The organism is Shewanella sp. W3-18-1 (genome assembly GCF_000015185.1).
Lineage (GTDB): Bacteria > Pseudomonadota > Gammaproteobacteria > Enterobacterales > Shewanellaceae > Shewanella > Shewanella putrefaciens.
Genome location: NC_008750.1, coordinates 43,883 through 68,896 on the forward strand (window position 1 = coordinate 43,883; position 25,014 = coordinate 68,896).

20 protein-coding genes are annotated in these 25,014 nt (G+C 44.2%); 6 read left to right on the forward strand and 14 right to left on the reverse strand.

Translation table 11 applies throughout. The features are described from left to right. Nucleotides 1-184: 184 nt before the first annotated feature. A complete protein-coding gene (locus SPUTW3181_RS00200) occupies nt 185-2,635 on the forward strand; it encodes an EAL domain-containing protein (RefSeq protein WP_011787456.1) in 2,451 nt (816 codons plus the stop codon). On the opposite strand, the gene SPUTW3181_RS00205 is transcribed toward SPUTW3181_RS00200, so the two are convergent. Together SPUTW3181_RS00205 and SPUTW3181_RS00210 are read right to left on the reverse strand one after the other, a co-directional pair. Then, nucleotides 2,592-3,575 carry an alpha/beta fold hydrolase gene (locus SPUTW3181_RS00205; protein ID WP_011787457.1) on the reverse strand — a complete coding sequence of 328 codons (984 nt, stop codon included), beginning with the start codon at nt 3,573-3,575 and terminating at the stop codon, nt 2,592-2,594. The genes SPUTW3181_RS00200 and SPUTW3181_RS00205 overlap by 44 nt on opposite strands. 95 nt (nt 3,576-3,670) lie before the next feature. Next, on the reverse strand, nt 3,671-5,482 hold the full coding sequence (locus tag SPUTW3181_RS00210) for a DUF885 domain-containing protein (RefSeq protein WP_011787458.1): 1,812 nt from the start codon (nt 5,480-5,482) through the stop codon (nt 3,671-3,673). A 210-nt stretch (nt 5,483-5,692) separates the two neighbouring features. Here SPUTW3181_RS00210 and add point away from each other — a divergent pair, with 210 nt between their 5' ends. After that, nucleotides 5,693-6,688, forward strand: a complete 996-nt coding sequence (gene add, locus SPUTW3181_RS00215) for an adenosine deaminase (RefSeq protein ID WP_011787459.1) — start codon at nt 5,693-5,695, stop codon at nt 6,686-6,688. Nucleotides 6,689-6,784: 96 nt separating this feature from the next. Here add and hemN read toward each other — a convergent pair whose 3' ends face one another. The 5 genes from hemN to SPUTW3181_RS00240 all read right to left on the reverse strand — a co-directional run bounded on the left by hemN (nt 6,785) and on the right by SPUTW3181_RS00240 (nt 11,669). Continuing rightward, nucleotides 6,785-8,161 (reverse strand): oxygen-independent coproporphyrinogen III oxidase, encoded by a 1,377-nt coding sequence (hemN, locus tag SPUTW3181_RS00220; protein WP_082785939.1) that lies wholly within the window; start codon nt 8,159-8,161, stop codon nt 6,785-6,787. Between the two features lie 248 nt (nt 8,162-8,409). Further along, complete coding sequence (locus SPUTW3181_RS00225) at nt 8,410-8,877, reverse strand: DUF2489 domain-containing protein (RefSeq protein WP_011787461.1); 468 nt, start codon at nt 8,875-8,877, stop codon at nt 8,410-8,412. A gap of 69 nt (nt 8,878-8,946) precedes the next feature. Next, the gene (gene yihI / locus SPUTW3181_RS00230; RefSeq protein WP_011787462.1) at nt 8,947-9,498 is read right to left on the reverse strand and encodes a Der GTPase-activating protein YihI; all 552 of its coding nucleotides are present in this window, start codon (nt 9,496-9,498) and stop codon (nt 8,947-8,949) included. 90 nt (nt 9,499-9,588) lie between these two features. Further along, complete coding sequence (locus SPUTW3181_RS00235) at nt 9,589-10,227, reverse strand: methyltransferase domain-containing protein (RefSeq protein WP_011787463.1); 639 nt, start codon at nt 10,225-10,227, stop codon at nt 9,589-9,591. An 818-nt stretch (nt 10,228-11,045) separates the two neighbouring features. After that, nucleotides 11,046-11,669, reverse strand: a complete 624-nt coding sequence (locus SPUTW3181_RS00240) for a c-type cytochrome (protein ID WP_011787464.1) — start codon at nt 11,667-11,669, stop codon at nt 11,046-11,048. A gap of 169 nt (nt 11,670-11,838) precedes the next feature. On the opposite strand from SPUTW3181_RS00240, the gene yihA reads away from it, so the two are divergent. Further along, nucleotides 11,839-12,498 carry a ribosome biogenesis GTP-binding protein YihA/YsxC gene (gene yihA, locus SPUTW3181_RS00245; RefSeq protein ID WP_011787465.1) on the forward strand — a complete coding sequence of 220 codons (660 nt, stop codon included), beginning with the start codon at nt 11,839-11,841 and terminating at the stop codon, nt 12,496-12,498. Between the two features lie 811 nt (nt 12,499-13,309). On the opposite strand, the gene polA is transcribed toward yihA, so the two are convergent. Beyond that, complete coding sequence (gene polA, locus SPUTW3181_RS00250; RefSeq protein ID WP_011787466.1) at nt 13,310-16,078, reverse strand: DNA polymerase I; 2,769 nt, start codon at nt 16,076-16,078, stop codon at nt 13,310-13,312. A gap of 386 nt (nt 16,079-16,464) precedes the next feature. On the opposite strand from polA, the gene elbB reads away from it, so the two are divergent. Beyond that, nucleotides 16,465-17,127 carry an isoprenoid biosynthesis glyoxalase ElbB gene (gene elbB / locus SPUTW3181_RS00255; RefSeq protein ID WP_011787467.1) on the forward strand — a complete coding sequence of 221 codons (663 nt, stop codon included), beginning with the start codon at nt 16,465-16,467 and terminating at the stop codon, nt 17,125-17,127. 86 nt (nt 17,128-17,213) lie between these two features. Here elbB and glpG read toward each other — a convergent pair whose 3' ends face one another. The 5 genes from glpG to SPUTW3181_RS00280 all read right to left on the reverse strand — a co-directional run bounded on the left by glpG (nt 17,214) and on the right by SPUTW3181_RS00280 (nt 21,637). Then, entirely contained in the window at nt 17,214-18,059 is an 846-nt protein-coding gene (gene glpG / locus SPUTW3181_RS00260; protein ID WP_011787468.1) for a rhomboid family intramembrane serine protease GlpG, read from the reverse strand. Next, the gene (gene glpE / locus SPUTW3181_RS00265) at nt 18,056-18,361 is read right to left on the reverse strand and encodes a thiosulfate sulfurtransferase GlpE (protein WP_006084745.1); all 306 of its coding nucleotides are present in this window, start codon (nt 18,359-18,361) and stop codon (nt 18,056-18,058) included. Before glpE ends, glpG begins: the two co-directional genes overlap by 4 nt. Nucleotides 18,362-18,471: 110 nt before the next feature. Further along, nucleotides 18,472-19,497, reverse strand: a complete 1,026-nt coding sequence (tdh, locus tag SPUTW3181_RS00270) for an L-threonine 3-dehydrogenase (RefSeq protein WP_011787469.1) — start codon at nt 19,495-19,497, stop codon at nt 18,472-18,474. An 11-nt stretch (nt 19,498-19,508) separates the two neighbouring features. Next, nucleotides 19,509-20,702 carry a glycine C-acetyltransferase gene (locus SPUTW3181_RS00275; RefSeq protein WP_011787470.1) on the reverse strand — a complete coding sequence of 398 codons (1,194 nt, stop codon included), beginning with the start codon at nt 20,700-20,702 and terminating at the stop codon, nt 19,509-19,511. Between the two features lie 287 nt (nt 20,703-20,989). Then, nucleotides 20,990-21,637, reverse strand: coding sequence for a TetR/AcrR family transcriptional regulator (locus tag SPUTW3181_RS00280; RefSeq protein ID WP_011787471.1), 648 nt, complete (start codon nt 21,635-21,637; stop codon nt 20,990-20,992). Nucleotides 21,638-21,779: 142 nt separating this feature from the next. Between SPUTW3181_RS00280 and waaA the strand changes: the two genes are divergently transcribed. Beyond that, nucleotides 21,780-23,045 carry a lipid IV(A) 3-deoxy-D-manno-octulosonic acid transferase gene (waaA, locus tag SPUTW3181_RS00285; protein ID WP_011787472.1) on the forward strand — a complete coding sequence of 422 codons (1,266 nt, stop codon included), beginning with the start codon at nt 21,780-21,782 and terminating at the stop codon, nt 23,043-23,045. Nucleotides 23,046-23,095: 50 nt separating this feature from the next. Here waaA and SPUTW3181_RS00290 read toward each other — a convergent pair whose 3' ends face one another. After that, nucleotides 23,096-23,848 (reverse strand): 3-deoxy-D-manno-octulosonic acid kinase, encoded by a 753-nt coding sequence (locus tag SPUTW3181_RS00290; protein ID WP_011787473.1) that lies wholly within the window; start codon nt 23,846-23,848, stop codon nt 23,096-23,098. 98 nt (nt 23,849-23,946) lie between these two features. On the opposite strand from SPUTW3181_RS00290, the gene SPUTW3181_RS00295 reads away from it, so the two are divergent. Continuing rightward, nucleotides 23,947-24,990, forward strand: coding sequence for a glycosyltransferase family 9 protein (locus SPUTW3181_RS00295; protein WP_011787474.1), 1,044 nt, complete (start codon nt 23,947-23,949; stop codon nt 24,988-24,990). Nucleotides 24,991-25,014 lie beyond the last annotated feature (24 nt).

Consider the following 25,014-nt stretch of genomic DNA (forward strand, 5'->3'; position numbering starts at 1 on the left):
CATTTCACTTTTAGCTATACCCGCTTGATGACGCATAATATTTATTCCTAGATTATTAAATTATCGCTGAACTCCATTAATTAGCAGAAGATCTCGATAACTTCGTTAAGTCCTTTTGCTTAGTATCCTATTTCCCGTTAGCATACGAATAATTCATTGTTCAGTAGAAGGCTGCCTAGCGCAGATGCTTAGAAAACTTTCACTCGCAGTTCTAATTCCTCTTTGTATGCTAATACTTTATTTGGTGTTAGTCATAGGAGAGTATTTGTATGAGAGTGATCAAATACGCAGTGAGCTCGCTGGACGTCAGGTTACTCAAATAAAACAACAGCTTTTGAGAATGCAGGCGGTTGTACAATCGGCACAAGTTTTACAGGATATTGAGCGTATAGAACAAGAGGTATCATTGGCTGCACTGGATATGAACACAATGGTGTATATATTGGTGGATATGGATAGTCGGATCCGCTTTGCTAATCATACCGTTTGGCGCGATAGTAATGCTATTCAAGTTATTGATGGTTATGATGTTGTTCGACATCATACCGTTGCTCAATCCTCTCTCCCGCAAGTATCTGTCAATATGGAGCGTTTAACGATTCAGGCTTATTATCCTGTTATTTCTCAATACCCTGGTGCAGTTGAATTAATTTACCTCGAATCTGACTTGGCTCCTTTAGTTTCAGAAGCCTCTGCTAAGTTACAACAGCGATTTATCCGTGTATGGGGCTTGGGTGGATTGCTATTGATTGGTTTTACTCTCATTTTATATTTTTTATTAATTAAGCCATTTCGGATTTTAAGTGAAAGTGCAAAGCATATAGGTACACCTGAATTTTCAACTCAGATCCCTTGGAGTTCTTCAGAGGTTTTGTCACTGCAAAGCAGTTTACAGGAGGTACATGCCCGTTTGGGACGTGCAGTAAAACAGCTAAATGACAGTGAGCAGCGTTGGCTATTTGCCGTTGAGGGATCTCGTAATGGTATTTGGGATTGGGATATTAGCACTGGTGAAGTATTTCTTTCCGATCGTTGGAAAGAGATGATTGGTTATGCCCCTGATGAATTAGAGTGTGTTTTTAAGACTTGGGAGTCGCGGCTGCATCCGGAAGACCGAGAGACTGTTTTAGATTGTTTGCAGGAATATATTAGCGGTAAAAGTAAAGAGTTTGAGAGTGTCCATCGACTGCGGCATCGTGATGGTCATTATATATGGGTGCTCGATCGTGGCATGCTTGTTGATTGGGATCATTTAGGCCGTCCAATGCGGATGATAGGTATCCATGTTGATGTATCTGAAAGTGAGAAAAACCATGCAGCAATTGCAGAGTTAGTTGAACATTCAGTTGCAGGGCATCGAATGTTACCAGCAGTATTCATGGAACGTTTGTCCCAATTTCTGACTCAAGAAGATAATTCTGGTCATTGGGGAGGATTATTTTTTATTGAGGTTGAGAGTTTAGGGGTAATGAACTCGCTAACTTCACATGAAGCTGAGCGTTTATTTACACAGATTGGCGCGAGACTCTCGAGCTACTTCACAGACAATATTATTGTTGGACATTTGGGGTTAGGGCGTTTCACCTTGCTTGCTAAAGAATTGTCGATTGATGCAGAAGTGGCTGCACGTCGAACTCTAGCCCTAGCGACTGAGTTGAGGCAAATCATTGCAAGACCATTTCATTACAGAGATCATCACTTTGAATTAAATGCCAATGTCGGTATTTATCTGCTCGATCCAGTAGAAACATTAGAGCCCCTACTTGTGATACGCCGCGCCGAGCTAGCCCAAAAACATGCAAAACTGTTAGGGCAATGCGGTTGCGCTTTTTATCATTCGGAGTTAGATGTACGTCAGAGCCGTGATGAGCTGTTACAACATGAGCTTAAGTTAGCGATAGAACATGAAAAGCTATCATTAATGTTTCAACCGATTGTGAATGTAGCGGGCGAAATTCTCTCTGCAGAAGTGTTATCACGTTGGTATTTAGCTAATGGTGATGTTGTTCCTCCTTCTGAGTTTATTGCTCTTGCTGAACGTTGTGGTTTGATTGCAGGGTTAGATTTAAGCGTTGCTAAACGAATATGTATATTATTACAGCAAGCAGATGAGCAGGGTTTATCTCTTCCTCGTATAACGATCAATATTAGCGCGTTATCATTTTGTCAGATTGATTTTATTGAGCATTTAATTGCTTTGATTCGTACGTATTCAATTCGTACTAATCAACTTGGCATTGAATTAAATGAATCTGCACTACTCTTACAAGATGCTTTTGTGAATGAACGTATTACCCAGTTAGTGGAGATTGGGGTGCCAGTCATTCTAGATAACTTTGGTTCAGGTCACGCTGCGTTAAGCTGCTTAAATCAGTATCCGATAAGCGAAGTAAAGTTAGATCTGAGTTGTGTCGCTTCTATTACCTCGACGCAGATATGGCAAAAAGCATTAATTCAATCAGTATTACCATTCGACCTATGCTTAGTGGCTAAAGGTATAGAGTCAGCACAGCAACAACAGATATTTACGGCATTAGGTTGCCATGCTTATCAAGGCTATTATTATAGCCGAGCACTAAATTTTGCTGATTTTAAACAACTTTTCCATTCGAATTCTTTGTTGCGTAGCGTTTAAAAAAATCGAGTGCATAGTTTAAGGCTTGGTTTCGGCAGGCGTCTTTTTCCATAAAAATCTCATGGGCAGCCCCAGCGATTACTTTCAATTGGCAATGGGTACTCACGGCGAGATTCTGGGCCGCATTATCAACAATCTTATCTTCACTCGCTTGCAGTATCAGTATCGGAGTGCGAATTTGTGCCGTTGCCAGTACGCAAGTATCTGCGGCATCTAAAGATTCAGTCAACCAACGGTTAGTGGGTGAACCGAGTTGTAACTTAGGCGCGGCATCATACAATTCTCGGTAGGCTTGGTATCGGGTTTGGCTGTGAGTTAGCTCATTCCCTTTGAATGGAACAGGTTTATAGTTTTGTCCTGCAAGCACATAATTAGGCTCGCCGCCATTGAGTGTGGTATCGAGTTTACTGGCTAACCAACGCACGAACCCTTTGGGCATAGGTAATTTAATGCCATACATGGGCGCCGAAAATGCCGCCGCAGTAAAAATATCGGGATGCTGTTTGAGATACAAAGTGCCAATCGCGCCACCCATTGAATGGCCGAGTAGCATGAGTTGTTTGTCGTTTTGTGGTAACACTATCTTCTGCATAAATAGAGCAAAGTCATCGATATAATCATTAAATCTTCGCACGTGTCCCATATGTGGGTTGATTGTCATTCGATCCGATAGCCCTTGGCCACGATGATCTATGGCATAAACAGAGTAACCCTGTTGGTATAAGTCGAAGATCAATTCTTGATACTTTAAATAGGACTCGACTCGACCACTGCTGAGAACAATTGCGGTATGCGCTTGGGGATGTTTTACCATCATATAGGCCAGCATGACGCCGTCGGCAGTGGCCAGCGTATCTTGGACAACGGTTTGCCAGAAGGCTTGCTGCTCTGAGGTATTTAAATCGTGTTCAGTTGAAAATGTCGCTTTGGCTTGGCTCATACTCAGTCGCAAATCATTTGGCTTGAATGGTTTGCTAGAGTGTAACAGACAACCATGGGAGTCTGAAAATACCGACTCCCATGGACTTGATTAACTTAGCGTGTCACTTTTTTCGCTTCAATAAAATCATTGATTTGCTGTTCGAGGATCGACATAGGCACTGAGCCATTTTCGAGCACAGCATCGTGGAAGGCACGAATATCAAATTTGTCGCCGAGTTCCTGTTCTGCTTTGGCACGTAATCGTTTGATTGTTAACTCACCAATCTTGTAGGACAAGGCTTGTCCTGGCCACGAAATATAGCGGTCAATTTCAGTAGTGACATTGTGCAGTGATAGTGCGGTATTGCTAGCCATAAAGTCGATGGCTTGTTGACGACTCCATCCTTGGGCATGCATGCCTGTGTCTACAACTAAACGTGCAGCACGCCACATTTCATAGGTTAAGCGACCAAAGTTACTGTATGGATCTTGGTAGAAACCGGCCTCTAAGCCTAAGTATTCGCTATACAAGCCCCATCCTTCACCAAAGGCAGAGATATAGCTATAACGACGAAAGTCGGGGAGTGAAGTTAGTTCAGAGTTCAATGAAATTTGCAGATGATGACCGGGTACGGCTTCATGCAAGGTTAAGGCTTCTAACTCGTAGAGTGGGCGCTTATCCAATGCATAAGTGTTGACCCAGTAGTAACCAGGCTCGTCATCGCTGTTAGATCCTGAATATCGCCCCGTGGTGTATTTCGGTGCAATTTCGGCGGGTACTGGTGCAATGCCATAGGGTTTACGGGGGAGTTTGCCGAAGTACTTAGGCAGCATGGCATCGGCTTTTTTGGCAATAAATGCCGCTTCTTTGAGTAACTGATCGGCACTGGTGGTGTAAAACTTGGGATCGGTCCGCAAAAAATGTAAGAAGTCGGCAAAGTTGCCTTTAAAGCCTACCGACGCGATGATTTGTTCCATTTCTTGGCGGATACGCTGTACTTCTTTTAAGCCCAGTTCATGCACTTGCATCGACGTCATATTCAAGGTCGTATAGTAACGTACTCTATTCTCATAAAATTCTGCGCCGTTAGGTAAGCTACTCGCTGCGATATTTTCCCGTGCATTGGGAATGTACTCTTTAGTCATAAAATCATAAAAGTTTTGGTACAGAGGTAGAACTTTTTGCTCAACTAAAGTGCGGCCTTCTTGGGTCAGCTGAGTTTTTTGTGCCTCAGTGAAATAGCTGGGATATTGCGTAAAAGGTTTGAAATAACCGCTCTTTTCAACAGGGACAATATAAGCACTGATACTGTCTTCAAAGCCATAGAGTGTCACTTTTGGCGGCGTTATTCCCTCGGCTAATCCTTGTTTTAGCCAGTGGGTTTGCTGGGCGAAATAGGTCGGGAGTGCATTGAGTTTGGCAATATAGTTGCGGTAATCCTCTAAGGTGTTAAATCTACCCTGTGCAATTGATGTGATATACGCGTGAAAGCCACTTTCCGCCGTAATGGGCAGGTAATAATCCTTGAAGCGATATAGGTCGACATCGTTTTGGATCTGATCTTCCAGTATTTGAGCGTTAATCTTATCTTCTTTACTCAAGCTGCTGCGGTCGAGTGCTTTGAGCTGCGCTAATACTGCGATTTGACCTTGATTAAGCTTAGCGAGCGCGGCTGGCGAGAGATCTGCTAATTTTCCTGCGGCACTGGTATCGCCCATGCTGTAAGCCATTTCAGGACTCGCGCTGAGCTGTAATTGCCAGCTTTGGTCGATAATCGCTTGCAGCGCGGGAGCGATTGGCTCAACTTGCGACTGTGCTGCTGATATTGTCTGTGACGATGGGGTTTGAATATTTTTTGTGGTTTGAGTGGCACTGCAGGCGGCTAATGCGAATATCAATAAACTGGGGGTTAAGAGTTTATGCATGTTAGATCTCTGATATTTTCGTTGTTATTGAAGTCATTATGCCTGATGAATACGGCAGTTCCTTGTACGGATATTAAGCAGAATTGTGACTAAATGTGAATTTAAATGCATCTGGTCCATAAATGCCCCTGAAAATGCGTGTTAAACTTAGTGTCCGCCCGCGACCAAATAACAAAAGCATTGGCTGGGTAGTTCAAATAGGGGTTAAATATGATTGATACATCTATTCCATTGGTGGATCTGCATCGTCACCTAGACGGTAATGTGCGGGTAAATACCATTTGGGAACTAGGACACCAACACGGCATTGCGCTACCTGCCGATTCTTTAGAGACGCTCGCACCTTTTGTGCAAATTCAGGGGAAAGAAACTAGCTTAGTCGCCTTCTTAAAGAAACTCGATTGGATGGTTGCCGTACTCGCTGATTTGGATGCGGTGAAACGCGTCGCCTATGAAAACGTTGCCGATGCGGCGTTATCTGGCTTAGATTACGCTGAGTTACGTTTTAGTCCTTACTATATGGCGATGAACCATAAGTTACCGATTGAAGGCGTAGTTGAGGCGGTAGTTGACGGCGTTAAAGCGGGTTTAAAAGACTATAACGTGAAGATCAATTTAATTGGCATTATGTCACGTTCATTTGGTCAAGCAGCTTGTACTCAAGAACTTGAAGGCTTACTTGCCCATAAACAACATCTCGTGGCGATGGACTTGGCAGGTGATGAATTGGGTTTCCCAGGTGAGTTATTTAACGATCACTTTAAACGTGTTCGTGATGCTGGCCTTGCGATTACGGCTCACGCCGGTGAAGCTGCGGGCTCACAAAGTATGTGGCAAGCGATTCAAGAACTAGGCGCTACGCGAATTGGCCACGGGGTGAACGCGATTCACGATCCTAGGCTGATGGAATATCTCGCTAAGCACCGTATTGGCATCGAATCTTGCCCGACCAGTAACTTGCATACTTCTACAGTGGTTTCTTACGCTGAGCATCCATTCAGAACCTTTATGGATGCAGGCGTGTTGATAAGCCTAAATACCGATGATCCTGGTGTGAGTGCTATCGATATTAAGCATGAGTATCGTATCGCTAAATCTGAACTCAAGTTAACCGATGCTGAGTTAGCGCAGGTGCAACGCAACGGGGTTGAAATGGCATTTTTATCCGATAGTGAGCGCAAAGCACTCTATGCCGCTAAGGTATAAGTCGATTCTGAGTCGTTAATAAAAATTGCCATCAATAAAAAATCCGACTTAGAGTCGGATTTTTTGTGCAGCACTTGTGAGTACGGCAAAGAGCCTTTAGATCACGCGCGAGAACTGTTGCTGACGCGCTTTTTGACGGTAGTAAAGGTCGAAGCACATACAGATATTGCGGATCAATAAACGGCCTGTTGGGCTGATAGTGATTTTTCTGTCGACCACTTCAACTAATTTATCGTCGATAAAAGTTTGCAGTAGTTTTAAGTCTTCGGCGAAGTATTCTTCAAACTGGATCCCCAGTTTTTCATCCATTTTGGCCATATCTAAATCGAAGTGGCAAATCAGCTGTTTAATCACTACGCGGCGGATTTCGTCGTCACGGTTTAGGCTGCAACCTTTCCACAGGGCATGGCCGTCTTTATCTATGGCTTCATAGTAAGGACGGATATCTTTCTGGTTTTGTGCATAGCAATCGCCAATCTGACTGATGGACGATACGCCAAGACCTAACAAATCGCATTCTTCTTGGGTGGTATAACCCTGGAAGTTGCGGTGTAGTCTGCCTTCACGCTGTAACTTGGCTAACTCGTCATCGGGCTTAGCAAAGTGGTCCATACCAATATATTGGTAGCCCGCGCCAGTTAAGGTCTCGATAGTTTGGTGCAGCATTTCGAGTTTTTGTTTTGGCGAAGGTAAATGTTCGTCTTTGATCTTACGCTGAGCGGCAAAGCGTGCAGGTAAGTGAGCATAGTTAAATACCGATAAACGATCAGGCGATAAATCTAAAACGCGCTGCATTGTTGCGGCAAATGTTTCTGGTGTTTGGTGTGGCAAGCCATAGATTAAATCTATGTTGGTTGACACAAACCCCATTGCTTTCGCTTTAGCCATTAAGTCGAAAATAAATTGCTCGTCTTGCTCGCGATTAACGGCAATTTGCACTTCTTTATTGAAATCTTGTACGCCGATAGAGATTCGGTTAAAACCCGCTTCTTTCAACGTGTCGAGCATTGAAAGCTCAATCTCGCGGGGATCGACTTCAATTGAAAACTCACCTTCATCCGCAAAGTTAAAGTTGGCTTTAATCAATGATGTCAGCTTTAAAATTTGCTCTGGATTTAAGAAAGTGGGTGTACCGCCGCCCCAATGCATTTGGGTCACACTGTAATGTTTGAACAGGGGGGCACGTTTAATAATTTCTTGGCTTAAATATTCAATGTACTGATCGGCTTTGTGTTGGTGGCGGGTGATGACTTTATTACAGCCGCAGTAATAACAAAGCTTGGCGCAGAACGGGATATGAATATACAGCGACAGTTTATCGCTTTTGCTATTTTCAATGGCCGTCAGCAGATTTTGTTCGGTGAATGTATCATCGAACTCTAATGCCGTTGGGTAAGAGGTATAACGGGGACCGCTGTAGTTATATTTTTCGATCATCGACTGATCCCAACTAATCTGAGTGGGCTGCTTCAAGGCGTGTCCTCCGAGGGTAAATTAGCAACAAGCGAAGTATGCAAGGTTCTATAGTAAATAACCTTGATCTAGGTTGTAAAAATGAAGTCTGCATTTTTAGAAGTTACGCAATATCTATGAAAAAGGTTTCAATGTCTGTCATTTTTTGGAGGTTTTGTGCACAGGTTCACGGGAAGATGTTTTGGGCGGTACAAAATAATGTGATGTAGATGACCTCAAAAGTCACCATTTATGGTTTCGGGGTCTTTTTAGTGTGTTGCTTTGAGTTGGTAGTCGGATAATTTTTTTGCATCATCATTGATGCCCTCAGCTAGTTCAGCTTCTGACTTCATTCTGATTAAGTCTAACTTCATCCTTTCCTGCTTAGGCAATGCTTGGCGAGCCTCCATTATGGGATGACCTTTAATTAGCTCAAAGTGTTGGAATAATGAAGGAAACTCTGGAGCCACCCGTTCACTGAGGGATAAAATCTCGAATAAACGGCCAATTCTCACCACGCCTTCAGATATTTCGCACCGATCTTCAATCATTGCTGTCGCTATATAGCGAATATCTCCTAAAATTTGAGCTCTTTTCGCATTTGCAGCAACTTCTCGTTCGGCATGTGCTACCTGTTGACGCTGTTTTTGCTGCTTGAGTTTTAAGAGTAAAAAGGTTGCGTAGCTACTGAGTGCCACTATGATGATAAAACCGAGGACAATGAGAGCCGTAGACACAAATATTCCTTATGTAACAGGCATAAAAACAAAGGAAATTATGCCTTTGCTTTTATGCATTATTAGAAATTAGAATTTATCTTGATAATCTTTAAGTAAATCTGCGCCTGACTCAAATTTATCGAACAACTCATCATCGGAGAGCGCTTTAGCTGAGGCAGGCACATCCTCATCTAGTTCATCACTTATTCCAAGTTTGATCATCAGAGCTTCAATCTTATTTAACTGTTGATCTAACCATTTTTGATCTGCGTCATTAAGGTTGCGACCTTCTTCTAGCATATCGAGTAATTGGTTTAGTCTTGGATCTTCTTCCAGTTTCAACAGCTTTTGTTCATCAGTTAGTTTAGGTTGTTTAGCTTTTGCTGTTTGCGTTGTCTCTGTTGCCGCTGGAATGGCTAAAGCCACGGGCTTTTTACTGCCATGGCGTGGATCTTTCTTTTGCGTTGCAGTTTGCTGCGGAGCCTGAGCAAGGATCAATCCTTCATTATGACGACTACCTGACTTATTACCGCTTTCTTTACGTTTGCCAGTTGCTACAGCACGGTCTTGCTTTTTCACTCTTGGCTGCAACTTAGGGCTGTTCTCGCCGCCCTTGCGTGTTTTCTTGCTACGAGACATGGTTTTCTCAATTATTTAAAACGTGTGGCCTTACAGATACTAAATAATGCTATCTATAAGGTGCTAAATTAGGCCGGGTGTTATACCAGATTATGATGTTTTTTGCATCAAAACGAGGTCTTTCGCGGCAAATAATAGTTCAAAATCGCTATTGTTTGCTAGGAACTCAAAGGTCTGTCGTTGGTAAAAGCTTACATGAGTGAGATTATTTTTATGATGCCACTTAGCAAAACCATCTAAATCAATTAGTAATGGAGTACTAATTGCTAACCATCCTCTTAAACGTAATAAGCGTGAGAGCAGACTCCATTCTTTTATGGGGTTTTTAAAATGTTCAAAGACACGATAGCAGCAAATAAAATCATACTCCTGCTTGAGTGTTTCATGGTCTGGTGCAAAGAAGGGATCATATTGGTTTAATTTGTGGCCCGCATTTTCTATGGTCGTCAGGCTCTCATCATCGAGTATGCGACCAAAATTCAATCCTAATAAACTGCCAGCTTGTTGCTGCTCTAATTGCGCTAACAGCGGCAAAATAAATTGCGATAACTGCTTTTGCTTCGACGCTATGCGTGAACGACCGTATCTTTGCTTCTCTGCCGCGGGGGGTAAATGGCTATTCGCATCCGCAAAGGTTAACTCACATGTCTTGCAAACATAAAAACTCCGCTTTTTATCTTGATGAAGGAGTTGTGTCTGACTGTTATGACAAAGAGGGCATCTGGGCATTGAGTCTGCTGAAGTGGTTATTAAGGCTTTGATTGTACCAATTATATTGGTTGAGTGCACATTTTAGACACTGATGGTGTGTTACAAAAGAAAAAAGGCGGCAGTTTAACTGCCGCCTTACAAAGGGTGCATTTAGCACCTTATCCTGATTCCAAGTATCCATACTTGCTATGCGACTTTCCCGGTCGGTATCCTTCTTTTTTTTACTGCTTTCCCTGCAACATTTTCGTTATCGGTCTTCCAGACACTTAATTCATTTTCTGTCGCCATCCTGACCACAGTTTCTGTAGATGGTCTCAAGACACATCTTGTATAGCAGCGTCATCATTGACGTTCAGTTAACCATCCATGTTGCTTAAAGTACCTTCCAGTGATAACAAGCTTCCAGCCAGTGCATCCTAAGCTAATTAGCTTCCTTTGCTACAATTTGAATCATTCAAACTGTGTCCTGATGGGGCAAGTTACCCTGAGTGTAAGGCGTTTTGCTTAGCGCAAATTGGCGTTATCGGCCATCCCTTACAAAAATGTACTGACTTGGATTTCAAAGCGAAACCACGACTCTTGTTATTATTAGAGAGTAGTCTTAATTATATTATTGTTATTGAGTCTTTTTATTCTTATATCTTTAATGTTAATTATACCGAAATCTGCAAGTTATGATTAATTTATTTGTACAAGCAGATGGGTTTATCTCGGTACGGGGCTAATTAAACCTAAATACGTGATCTATGTCAAGCCTGAATCTTTTGCAGTTTACGTGAACGTAAACTTCGGGTGTAAAAAAAGGGTGACAAAACACCCTTTTTAATACTGTGAACTTATTTTAAATTTGATAGATATTTGGATAACGCATCAATATCGTTATCATTTAACTTTTTAGCTACATCTTGCATCATGCCATTCAAGTCATTATTGCGTCCAGCATCACGAAATTTGGTGAGTTGAATTTTGATATAGTTTGCATGTTGGCCTGCAAGCGTTGGAAAACCTGCTAATTCAGCACCTTTTGCATCAGGACCATGACATGCCATGCAGGCGGTAATACCACGGGAAACGTCACCGCCTTTGTAGAGTTGAGCGCCGAGCTCTGGGATATCTTTTACTTCACCAACTTGAACTGTTTGACTCGCAAAATATGCGCTAATGTCGAGAATATCTTGATCGCTTAGAGCTATAGACATACCACCCATGATAGGATCCATACGACCGTTTTTACCACCAGTTTGCGCTGCGCTACGGAAATCGTGTAGTTGCTTCTGGAGATAAGTGCCGTGTTGGCCAGCAAGCTTAGGGTACATATCGATCATGCTGTTACCGTCCATGCCATGGCAGGCTGAGCAAACGATAATTTTAGTTTTTCCCGCTTCAGCATTACCTTCAGCAATCGCAGGTGAAGATATGGCGGCAACTACAACAGACAGCGCAAGAGCTAACTTTTTCATGGCGTTCCAACTTCTGGTTAAGATTATTATCCTGAGCTTACTAGGGTGACCCGCAAGCGTGGTAAAATGTATTTAATGTGATCGGAGTAATATTTTACACGAAAACGTGGAAAAGTAAGCAATTCTTCATTAATTATGGTATTGCGCAGCAAATATTTTGGAGTAAATAGTGACTGAATCTCATATAGATTTTCGCAGGGCGAAGTTTTTAATTAGTGCACCAGACATTGCACACTTGGATCAATATCTGCCCGGCGATGTTGGTGTTGAGATTGCTTTTGCTGGCCGCTCTAATGCTGGAAAGTCTAGCGCACTCAATGCTTTAACTGAGCAAAAGAGTTTGGCGAGAACCAGTAAAACACCTGGACGGACTCAGCTAATTAACGTCTTTGAACTCGATTCTCAGCGACGTTTGGTGGATTTGCCTGGTTATGGTTTTGCACAAGTACCACTGGCAATGAAAAACAAATGGCAGCAAGCCTTGGGTGAATATTTGCAAAAGCGTGCCTGTTTAAGTGGCGTAGTGGTGTTAATGGATATCCGTCATCCTTTAAAAGATTTAGATATGCAGATGATCCAGTGGGCAGTTGCGAGTGAGATCCCTGTTCTGGCTCTACTGACAAAGTCTGACAAGTTAGCTCAAAGTGCCAAAATGAAAACGGTGAATGAAGTGCGTAAAGCTCTGGCAGATTTTGGTGATTGGGTTCTGGTAGAGCCTTTCTCTGCTTTGAAGGGAACTGGTAAGCCTAAAGTCTTAAGTATCTTAAATGAATGGTGTCATCCCCAGTGGTTGAGGGATGAGTTAGATACCGCAGAACAATCTAACTAATCTTTTTATTAACAAAGACTACGCAGCCTAACTTAAGCTGTGTAGTTTGCTTTGTGCCTTCTTTCTATCTTCTGGCAGTACTTCCCGCCACTTTTCAGATTTCAGGTAAAAAAATAGCCGATAACAGTGTTATCGGCCTAAATAATATTAGCTCTTTTGGGGAGAAGCTAAATTCAACAAGACTCAAGCACCATTAAAAATTAGCTTCAATGGTTCTCAATGAAGACAGCATACATGGGATTTACTGTTTATTAAAGTAAATGCTCTAAATTTTGTGATGAATTTTTTAAAAAATACGCAAAAAAAAGCCTCAGCAAACAAGTTGCTGAGGCGCCAGAATTTGGCTCATCACTATAAGTGAAATAAAGGTCTGAAAGATAGAACATCTTAACCTCTGTACCCTACGCAGAGAATAATACGGCATTTATCTTTAAATGGAAAACAGTTTTTTCAAAAAAGAGGTAATTATGTGCGTTTGATCTCAAGTTATGTGTGAAAAAACATCTTGTTTTGATCTAAAAATTTCATTTAAAGAACTTAACACGCTGTTTTTAATGAATGAATAGAAATTTTTATACAAAAACGATCACAGCATCAAATTTAATGTTTTTACTCTAAAATATTGGCTCGGCTTTAGCAGTCAAAAGTAAGAATGAGCACACATTCTTACTTATTATTTGATGACGACACTTAAAGGTGTTGATTAACAAGAAGATAAATCTGAATGCTATTGCTATAGTAGATTCAGATTTATCTTTGTTTTCATTGTGTTGATTTTAAGTTTTTTGTAAAAGATGTCGCTCAGATTGGGTTAGTGGGCTTCATCCCAATTATCACCAATGCCAGCTTCTGCGAGTAATGCTACATCGAGGATTGCAGCCTTCGCCATGAGTTCACATACTTTTTGTTTGAGCGTCTCTGCTTTATCGGCATCGACTTCGAATACTAATTCGTCGTGGACTTGCATAATCATGGCGATTTCGCCTTGGGTTTCTGTCTTGATCCACTGGGCAATATTGATCATGGCTTTTTTGATGATATCGGCAGCCGTGCCTTGCATCGGTGCGTTAATCGCAGCACGTTCTGCGCCTTGGCGGCGCATTGCATTACGATCCCGGATTTCGGGCAAGTAGAGGCGACGACCAAATAGTGTTGAAACATATCCTAATTCTGCTGCTCCTGCGCGCGTTTCTTCCATATACCTTAACACTCCCGGGTAGCGGGCGAAGTAAGTATCAATATAGGTTTGAGCTTCGTTACGAGGAATATCCAGTTGACGAGCTAAACCAAAGGCTGACATACCATAAATAAGGCCGAAGTTTACGGCTTTAGCGCGGCGTCGCTGTTCTGTTGTTACAGCATCAAAGTCAGTTCCAAATACTTCGGCAGCGGTGGCTCTGTGAATGTCTTTACCCTCGGCGAAGGCTTTGAGCAGACCCGCATCTTGGGATAGATGTGCCATGATCCGCAGTTCGATTTGTGAATAATCAGCGGCCAAAATTTTACGGCCTGCAGGGGCGATAAAGGCTTGGCGAATGCGGCGACCTTCTTCGGTACGAATAGGAATATTCTGCAGGTTAGGCTCGCTTGACGATAAGCGCCCTGTTGCCGCATTAGCTTGGTGGTAACTTGTGTGAACGCGCCCAGTCTTGGCATTGACCATCAGCGGTAGTTTATCTGTGTAAGTACTTTTTAACTTAGATAGGCTGCGATGCTCGAGGATCACCTTTGGCAGTGGGAAATCTAAGGCTAATTCGACTAATACTTCTTCCGCGGTCGATGGCGCGCCCTTTGGTGTTTTTTTGGTGATTGGATAACCTAGTTTTTCAAAAAATAGCACTTGCAGTTGTTTGGGTGAACCGAGATTAAATTTTTCACCTGCAATCTCGTAGGCTTTTTCTTCTAAGGTATCGATTTTACGCGCTAGCTCATCACTCTGTTGGCCGAGTAACATGCTATCAATTAATACACCTTGGCGCTCAATGTCTGATAGTACTTGGATTAAGGGTAATTCAATTTCAGTAAATACTGAGGCCAATTGAGGTTCTTTTTCTAGCCTTGGCCATAGGTGCTGGTGTAAACGCAGAGTAATATCCGCATCCTCCGCAGCATACGGGGCTGCAACTTCCAACGGGATTTGATTGAAGGTAAGTTGTTTCGCCCCTTTGCCTGCAATATCTTCAAAGCCAATGTTTTTATGGCCTAGATACTTGAGCGCTAATCCATCCATATCATGGCGTGAAGCCACGGAGTTAAAAACATAGGATTCGAGCATGGTATCAAATACGACACCCTGTAATTTAATGCCCGCATTAGCCAAAACGCTGATGTCATATTTCAGGTTCTGGCCGACTTTTTTGACCTTGTCGTCTTCTAAAATGGGGCGTAGTTTTTCGAGCGCAAATTGCTTATCTAACTGTTGAGGCGCGCCAACATAATCGTGAGCTAAAGGCAGGTAAGCGGCTTTGCCTGCTTCCACAGCGAAAGACATGCCAACCAGTTCCGCGACCATATAGTCGAGACTCGTGGTCTCTGTATCCACGGCTATTAATGATGCCTGTTTCAGCTTGGCAATCCATTCATCAAGCTGAGTTTCGGTTAAAATCGTGTCGTATTGAGTTTCAAGTGCAGGATTTGGCATAGAGCTTTCTTGGGTTTCGACTTTAGCCGCATCCGCGACTACGGTCGTTGGTGCTTTATTATCTAAGACCTCGGCAAGCCAGCGCTTAAACTCCATCTCGCTGTAGCATTTGATCAGTTCGTCTCTATCTGCGGGTTTGGCAGTGAGCTCATGCCAATCTTGCTCAAGTTCCACATCGGTTTTAATGGTAGCAAGTTCGTAGGAGAGTCTAAGCATGTCGGCATTTTCAGTGATTTTTGCCGCCATCGTTTTTGCGCCCCTGAAGCCTAAGTCAGAGACCTTTTCGGGAGCGGCGAGTAGGTTGGCCACGCTTCCTGCGCCAGTCAGCATAGCTAATGCCGTTTTTTCGCCGACACCAGGTAAGCCAGGAATATTATCGGCCTTATCGCCCATCAAGGCTAAGAAATCAATAATACGATCTGGACCTACACCATATTTTGCTGCAACTTCATCGGGCCCCATGATGGTATCTGTCATGGTATTGATCAGCGTGATATTTTCATCAACCAATTGGGCCATATCTTTATCACCAGTACTAATGAGTACGGCGCGATTCTCACGGCTTGCTTGGCGGGCAATTGTGCCGATAACATCATCCGCTTCAACGCCAGGGATAGAGATAAGGGGTAAACCAAGGGCGTGAATAATCCTATGCAGAGGTTCGATTTGTGAACGAAGATCATCCGGCATCGGTGGGCGCTGTGCTTTGTATTCGCTGTACATATCATTACGGAAGGTTTTACCTTTAGCATCGAATACGACGGCGATATGGCTCGGTTGGTAACGGCTCAATAGACTGCGTAACATATTTACTACGCCATAGACGGCACCCGTTGCTTCGCCCTTTGAGTTTGTCAGGTGAGGAGGCGCATAATAGGCGCGGTATAAATAAGAAGATCCATCCACAAGGACAAGTGGGTTATTTGCAATGGTAGGCATAAGTATTTTTCGTTTATCGATGACTTAGATGGCGGTTAGCATGCCACAGAAGCACTATTTCAGCCATGGCAAATTGACACTCAGCCTGTGGATAAGTCTGTGAGTGAAAAAGTCAACTATGAATAATGGCTTTGTATACGACTAAGTGCGATATTTTTAAGTTGTTGTTTTTTATGTTTAAAATTGATTTTTGTGAGTTCAATACTGTTTCTTGAAAAATTTTCCTAATTTGTGGATTTTTTATTGACTCCGTAGAATACATCTAAGATTGACTTAATTTTCGACATCGCTCAGATTCGACGAATTAAGTTAGCACGATTTTTAATCAGATCAACCAATTTGTTTGCAGTTTGTTAAAACCAAATCACATAAGAGGGATATTTTTAATGAAAAAAATCGCAGTGTTACTCAGCGGGTGTGGTGTTTTCGATGGAACAGAGATCCATGAATCGGTTTTAACCCTATTATCTCTATCGAAAGCTGGCGCACATTATCAATGTTTTGCTCCTGATATCAATCAAATGCATGTAGTTAATCACTTATCTGGAGAAGTCGATGTCACCGAGACGCGTAATGTATTGGTGGAATCGGCACGTATCGCCCGTGGGGAAATAAAGTCAACCACTGAGCTAGAGATTGCAGCATTTGACGCATTAGTTATTCCTGGCGGTTTTGGCGCGGCTAAAAACCTATGTAATTTTGCGACTAATGGTAGTGAGTGTGAAGTGGAGCCACTGGTGGCCGATTTTATCAATGAGTTCATTCTGGCGAAAAAGCCCGTTGGCTTTATCTGTATTGCCCCTATGATGATCCCGCGTTTATATCCCCATGGCGTAAAAGGCACGATCGGTAATGATAGCGAGACTGTCGCAGCGTTTAATTTGATGGGCGGTGAGCATCATATTGCAACAGTGCATGAGATAGTCGTGGATGAAGCGAATCGGATTGTTAGCACTCCCGCTTATATGTTGGCAGGCAGTATTGCTGAAGCGCACTCAGGCATCGAGAAGCTGGTTGCCAAGGTGCTGGAGATGACTGACGAGCGTTAGTTTGAGCCGCTTGTTGCGTGTGAGAGCGCGTCATTGAACCAAGATAAATCCCCATGCGTTTCAGGATTTATCTTGGTATAACGAAATTAGATTGAGTTCGGGGACTTGCGGCTATCGAATAACCCTTGGGTTAAACCTATAAATAAGCCACCAATGTGGGCACCATTAGCAACCGAAACCCCTAGAATATCCGTGAACCCTAATGCCAACCAAATCATCATAAATCCCATATATGCAGGCGGTAATCCTATGCCTGCGGCAGGTTTACGTATTCCCATGATCCAAGTGTAACCCACCACTGCATACACAACGCCCGATAGGCCACCGAAGTTAGGACCGCTGACATAGTATTGGATGATGTTTGGTAATGTGCCCGCCATAAAAAGTAGGATGAGCAACGGTGTAGTACCGATACGGGTTTCGATTCGGCCACCTAAATACCACCACCAGAGCAAGTTAAAGATGACGTGCATGGCGGAAAAATGTAGCAGGCTGGGTGTAAAAACACGCCAGAACTGGCTGAGATCTGATTGAGATACTGCTCCAAAATAGGACAGCGTTTCGTAGATTGGATTGGCGAATCCTAAGTTCATCGCTGCAAAGATGAGTACACAAACCGCAAATACAATCAGCGTGACTGGGCCTGCACCGGTAATAAATTGGGTAAAGAGCTGTAGCGAAGGGGCGCCATAATCGAGTTTGGTCTGAGTATCGCCATGTTCCCATGAGGCTTGCAGATATTTATTGTCGTAAGGGTGGGCAATAAAATGGGCAAACTCTTGGCGTGCTTGTTCCACATCTTTGTCATGGATAACAAGAATGGCGACACCTTGAACCAGCGGCTCGATTTGGCAGTCAATATTTTCACCTTTGAGGTAATCGACAAATGCCTGCGCGGCTCTACTGTTGGGGAGTCGACCTATCTCTATCATGCATTTGCCTCATGCCAGGCGCTATAACCGCCATCTAGACTGTAAACGTCATCAAAACCTTGCTCGCATAAATATTGTGCCGCATTTTGGCTGCTCATGCCGTGGTAACAAACCACCACAAGTGGGCTATCCATATCGGCTTGGCTAATAAATTGTGCTAGGTTTTCGTTATTCAGATTGGTTGCACCAGCAATATGGCCATTGGTGAAGCTGTTGCCATCGCGGATATCGACGATTTGCACAGGTTGTGCTTCGGTCATTTGCAGTAATTGATTAACGCTTAAGTGTTTAAAGGAAGACATAATAAAACCTGACAAAGCTAAGAGATGGAAATCAAGGTGGGATAAGTGTGCAACAAGGGGCTGCGAGTGTACAGCCCCTATCTAGGTAAGGTTCTTAAATCCTAGGAGGATTAATCCCAGCTGAGGATCACTTTACCCGATTGGCCCGAGCCCATAGCGTCGAAACCTTGTTGGAAATCATCAATCTTGAAGTGGTGAGTGATGATGGGTGAAATATCTAAACCCGATTGGATAAGACTTGCCATCTTGTACCAAGTTTCGAACATTTCACGGCCGTAGATACCTTTAATCACTAAACCTTTGAAGATCACTTTGCTCCAGTCGATGGCCATTTCGCCACCTGGAATACCGAGCATAGCGATTTTGCCGCCGTGGTTCATGGTATCTAACATGGCGTGGAAGGCCGATGGTACACCAGACATTTCTAACCCGACATCAAAACCTTCGGTCATACCGAGTTCTTTCATCACATCTTTCAGGCTTTCTTTAGACACGTTCACTGCGCGAGTGGCCCCCATTTTACGGGCCAGCTCTAAACGGTATTCGTTGACGTCGGTGATCACTACATGGCGAGCACCGACGTGACGACATACGGCCGCAGCCATAATGCCGATGGGGCCAGCGCCTGTGATCAGCACGTCTTCACCGACCAAATCGAATGACAGTGCAGTGTGCACAGCGTTACCAAACGGATCGAAGATGGACGCTAAATCATCGCTGATATCATCAGGAATTTTAAAGGCGTTAAAGGCTGGAATAACCAGATATTCGGCGAATGAACCTTCACGGTTCACACCGACACCTGAGGTGTTGCGGCATAAATGAGTGCGGCCAGCACGGCAGTTACGGCAGTGGCCGCAGGTGATATGACCTTCGCCAGAGACACGGTCGCCTATGTTAAAACCACGGACTTCTTGGCCGATATCAACCACTTCGCCAACATACTCATGGCCAACAACCATAGGTACTGGAATCGTTTTTTGCGACCATTCATCCCAGTTGTAGATGTGCATGTCGGTGCCACAAATCGCGGTTTTCTTAATTTTGATCAGTAGATCGTTGTGGCCCATGACTGGCTTAGGCGCATCGACTAACCAAATACCTTTTTCGGCTTTTAACTTGCTTAGTGCTTTCATTGTCTTAAGTCCTAAATAATGCCCATTTCTTTGGCAATACGGATAAATGCTGAAATCGCTTTGTCGAGTTGCTCACGGGTATGAGCCGCTGACATTTGGGTGCGGATACGGGCTTGCCCCTTAGGCACGACGGGGAAGGAGAAGCCAATCACATAAATATGTTCAGCTAATAGCCGATTCGCAAAGTCACCTGCCAGTTTAGCATCGCCAATCATCACAGGGATAATCGCGTGATCGGCGCCACCTAAGGTAAAACCTGCCGCCGACATTTGCTCGCGGAAATAACGGCTGTTTTCCCATACCGCTTCACGCAACGCCTGACCCGATTTAAGCATTTCTAACACATGGATAGAGGCCGAAACGATTGAAGGCGCGAGTGAGTTAGAGAATAGGTAAGGGCGTGAACGCTGACGTAACCAGTCGATGACTTCTTTTTTACCCGAAGTGAAACCGCCCGATGCGCCGCCTAAGGCTTTGCCTAAAGTACCAGTGATGATGTCGACTCTGTCCATCACATTACAATATTCGTGGGTGCCACGGCCGTTCGCGCCAATAAAGCCCACAGCATGAGAGTCATCGACCATCACCAGTGCGCCGTATTTATCGGCTAAATCACATACGCCTTGTAGGTTAGCAATCACGCCGTCCATCGAGAATACGCCATCGGTGGCGATCAAGATGTTACGTGCGCCCGCTGCTTTAGCGGCGATCAGCTGAGTTTCTAAATCGGCCATGTCGTTGTTGGCATAACGGAAACGCTTGGCTTTACATAAACGTACGCCGTCGATGATAGATGCATGGTTGAGCGCATCGGAGATGATGGCGTCTTCTGCATCTAACAAGGTTTCGAACAGCCCGGCGTTTGCATCGAAACAAGAAGAGTACAGAATCGTGTCTTCCATGCCGAGAAATTCGCTCAGGCTAGCTTCGAGCTGTTTATGTATGTCTTGGGTGCCACAAATAAAGCGCACCGACGCCATACCAAAGCCGTGGCTGTCTAAACCCTGTTGGGCGGCTTTGATTAGCTCGGGGTGATTCGCTAGGCCTAGGTAATTATTCGCGCAAAAGTTAACAACTTCTTGGTGATTAACTTGAATGGCAGTTTGTTGCGGTGAGGCAATAACACGCTCGCTTTTATATAAGCCTTCGGCTTTGATGTCTGCAAGCTGTTGATTAATCTGTGCGTAGAATGAGGTAGAGGCCACCTGATATCTCCTTAGTTAACTTTATTCTGATTCTGGGAGTGGCGGCATTCTAACTCTAAACCTAATCGGCCTACAGCCTTTTTTTTATGCAGGTTAGCAAGATAAATTAGTTTAGGGCTAAAGTGGTTTTTACATTATAAAAACTAATGTGCAACATAAGCTTGCCACTGTTGGGCTGAGTACAGGCTTGATGGATTTAGCGCGAAATATTGGCTCGCTTTCAGCGCTAAGATTGCTTTGAGGCTAGTACCGAATGCGAGTTCCCAGCATCGACGTTGGGGATGATTCTATAGGGACTCTTGATCCGCTAGCGCGTGGTAATGCTGCTCAAGACGGGTAAAAGTTGCAACTGAAGTTGGTGTTGCATAGGCTTTAAAAATCATCAGTACCCTTAAAACGCCTTCATAGAGGGTCGCTTTAGTGATGGTCGACGTGCTGGATTGAGTGAGTTGGTAACCAATCCAAAAGCTGACGATCATCTTGATGGTATCCGCTAGCTGCGTGATTTTGTTTGTATCAACACTTAAAAAGCCATCTTGCTTAAGTTTGTGGAGCACATGGCTCGAGCGCGTTAATACCTGCTGCTGGGCGTGTAGATAACGCTTTTTTAGCTCTTCGTCACGGGCGAGAATATCTGCAAGATTGGCGTACATAAAGCGGAATTGCCATAGGGTATAGAACATTGCATCGAAGTAGCCGATTAACAGCTCGACATCGACTCGCCTATCTTCATAGGGCTGAAAACCGGATTCGAGGTGGTTTTCATACAAGCTAAAAATAGAGCGAATAATGTCTTCTTTATTGCGAAAATGGTAATAAAGATTCCCGGGACTCATATTCAGGTGAGCGGCAATGTGATTGGTGGTGATGTTTCTTTCGCCATGCTCGTTGAATAGTTCAAGACTGGCATAGATTATTTTGTCGCGGGTTTTCATAAGTTATCCAAATTGCTAGTGAACGCCACATAATAGAGAGAGCTAACCAACGACCGCCGCACTGCTGGTAAATTATCCCTAATTTGGTGCATATGCTAACATTGCCGCTATTCATCAGGCAAAACCCATAAGCACGTTTTTCATGAATCGTTTTCTCTATTCCACGATCTTATATTTATTATCCCCTTTGCTAATCGTCTATTTAGCATTTCGTGCTATTAAAAGCCCTGATTACCGCGGTCGTTGGGGGGAGCGTTTTGGCTTAACAACACTCAAATCGACGGATTTATTGATCCACTCAGTGTCTATGGGGGAAACACTCGCAGCCATTCCATTAATTCGCTTGATCCAGCAATCACACCCAGAACTGAGTATTACCGTCACAACAACCAGCCCAACGGGATCCGCCGAAGTGCGCAAAGCCTTTGGTGACTCAGTGCAGCATTGCTATTTACCCTTTGACTTACCTTGGTGTGTGCAGCGTTTCTTAAGCCAAGTCTCGCCCAAGTGGTGCGTGATTATGGAGACTGAGCTGTGGCCTAACTTAGTCGCCATTGTGGCAAAACGAGGTGTACGCTTGATGTTGGCTAATGCTCGCCTATCGGCAAAGTCGGCGGCGCAATATACTAAGCGCCCTAAACTCAGTCGACCTATGTTGCAACGACTCGATGTCATTGCGGCGCAGACTCAAGTGGAAGCGCAGCGTTTTATCGAATTAGGTGTCTCGCCAGAGAGGGTGACTGTATGCGGCAGCTTGAAGTTTGATCTCAGTATTACGCCTGAGCGTTTAGCCAATGCTAAGTTGTTACGCCAGACTTGGGGGCGAGAAACCTCGCCAATTTGGGTTGCGGGCAGTGTGCACCCAGGTGAATTTGACGCCATACTCGCGGCCCATAGGCAATTATTAGCTCGATGGCCCGATGCTTTGCTGATCATAGCTCCGCGCCATCCGGAAAAGTTTACTGCCGTTGTCGAGGTTGTTGCGAGTCAAGGTTTTGAATTTGTTCGGCGCAGTGATGATCAGCCCGTTACAGTAACGACTCAAGTGCTAGTGGGCGATACTATGGGCGAACTCTTAACTTTTTATGGCGCGGGGGATCAAGCCTTTGTGGGCGGGAGTTTGATTCACCATGGTGGTCACAATCCATTGGAACCTATTGCTATGGGTGTACCTGTTATGGTTGGGCCAAATTACCGAGATTTTGCCCAAATTACCCAAATGTTGGCCGATGCTGGAGGGCTAAGAATCGTGGTCTCGGCAGATGAGTTAGGGGTTAACTTGATCGAATATTTTGCAGAGCCAGAGCTACGTCAACAGGCTGCTAACGCGGGATTAGCTGTGGTTGAGGCAAATCGCGGTGCACTTGAGCGGCAATTCACACTGGTACAATCCTTATTAAGCCATTAATTCTGTTAATTAAGCGCTATTGAGCAGATATATACCTAAAGCTGGCGAATTTAAGCGCTTTGCATTGCAGCTTGGTAGCCTTGCATTAGTGAGGTCCAGTTATCAGCGTTGAAGGCTAGGTTTGGTAATTTGCCTTGCTCTTTATTGAAGGAGCGTAACAGTCGGTCTAGATTCGATTTCTGCCACTGCGAGCTAGGTGTTTTTAACTCACCACGGTCGAAATCGATAAGATAGAAGCGTTCTTGTGTTCCTTCAGCCTGCATTGGCTGAAATAAGATATTCTTAGCGTTGAGATCGGCGTGGTACACACCGCGCTGGTGGAATTGCGCAATAGTGGCACCCAACGCCTGCCACTGTGTTGTACTCATTGTACCTTTGCCGAGTTTGGCGACTAAATCTTCGGCGCCTTCGACCCGCTCGATAATGATATCGGCGCGGTAAAATAATCCATCGCGCACTATATTGGCGGCAATGGGTTTAGGTACGGCAAAATCTTCGCGATACAAAATGTCTAATAAGCGTAGTTCACCCATAGCGCGGGTATTGGCGAGACCTGTATAAACGTAAGCATCTTTGCTGAATTTTTCCATTAAGCCGCCACGCCAATAATGACGTAACACCCAATGGCTGTGCTCGCATGCCACAAACCAAGTGGTATAGCGGCCTTTGGATGAGCCGACAACGGCATTTTTTGTACGCCAAAAGTCCACGGAGAACCAAGCTGGGGTGATAGCTTCAGATATTCCTTGGCAAAGTGCCATATGGCCATTAGCGGTTTTTATGATTTTTATTTGGTCGTTCATCGGAGATTTGTTGACTTAAGCGTGGCACCTAGGGGCATTCTACATTAAGATCGTTGGCTTGCGCCAAATAACCTAAAAAGCCATGAGCTTCAATCCCAATGAGTTTAAATCCAAATAGCATGAATTCACTCTGTCTGCTTCGGCTATCTGCTATCGGTGACGTATGCCATGCCGTGGCTATGGTGCAGGCGATTCAACGGCAATACCCCGAACTCAATATTACTTGGGTGATAGGCAAGCTTGAATATCAATTGCTAAAACATTTACCCGGTATTGAGTTTGTTATTTTTGATAAATCCCAAGGATGGCGCAGTTATTTTAATTTGCGCAAAGCCCTAAAAGGGCGACATTTTGATGTGCTACTGCATATGCAAGTGGCGCTGCGTGCGACCTTGGCTTCGGTGGCTATTTCGGCAAAAGTGCGCATAGGTTTTGACCGTGCTCGCGCTAAAGAAGGCCAGTGGCTGGTGACTAACCATAGGGTTGAGCCCTTGGCTAAGCCCCATGTGCTTGAAGGTTTTATGGGATTTGCAAAGGCAATAGGTGTTAAAGATCTTACTCCGCAGTGGAATATCCCTGTGCCAATTGCCGACACCGAGTTTGCGCAAATGCACATTAAAGACAATGAAAGAGTCTTTATGATTTGCGCCGCAGCCAGTAAGGCGGAACGCAATTGGTTACCTGAGCGCTATGCTGCTGTGGCGAGTCATGCGATTTCTAAAGGTTTTAGGGTCATCCTTTGTGGTGGCCCGACTCAACTTGAAAAGGACTTAGCCGAGCAAATCTTGTTAGCTTGCCCTTCAAAAATCGATAATTTAGTGGGTAAAACCAGTCTGACTCAATTATTGGCACTGTTAAAACGTTCAAGCTTAGTATTAGCGCCAGATACGGGGCCTGCTCATATGGCAGTAACTCAAGGCACGCCTGTGATAGGTTTATATGCCCATTCAAACCCGGGGCGTACCGGGCCTTATTTATCACAGCAATATGTGGTTAGTGTCTATGAAGAGGCAATTGCATCCCAGCATCGCGACGAGGTGAAGTGGGGAACCCGTGCGAAAGGCCAGAACTTGATGGTATTGATTAGTGTTGAAGCCGTAATTGAGAAGTTTGAACTTGTGGTTGAGCAGGCACTCAGATAAGACATGTTAGTGTAGTGCATTCTT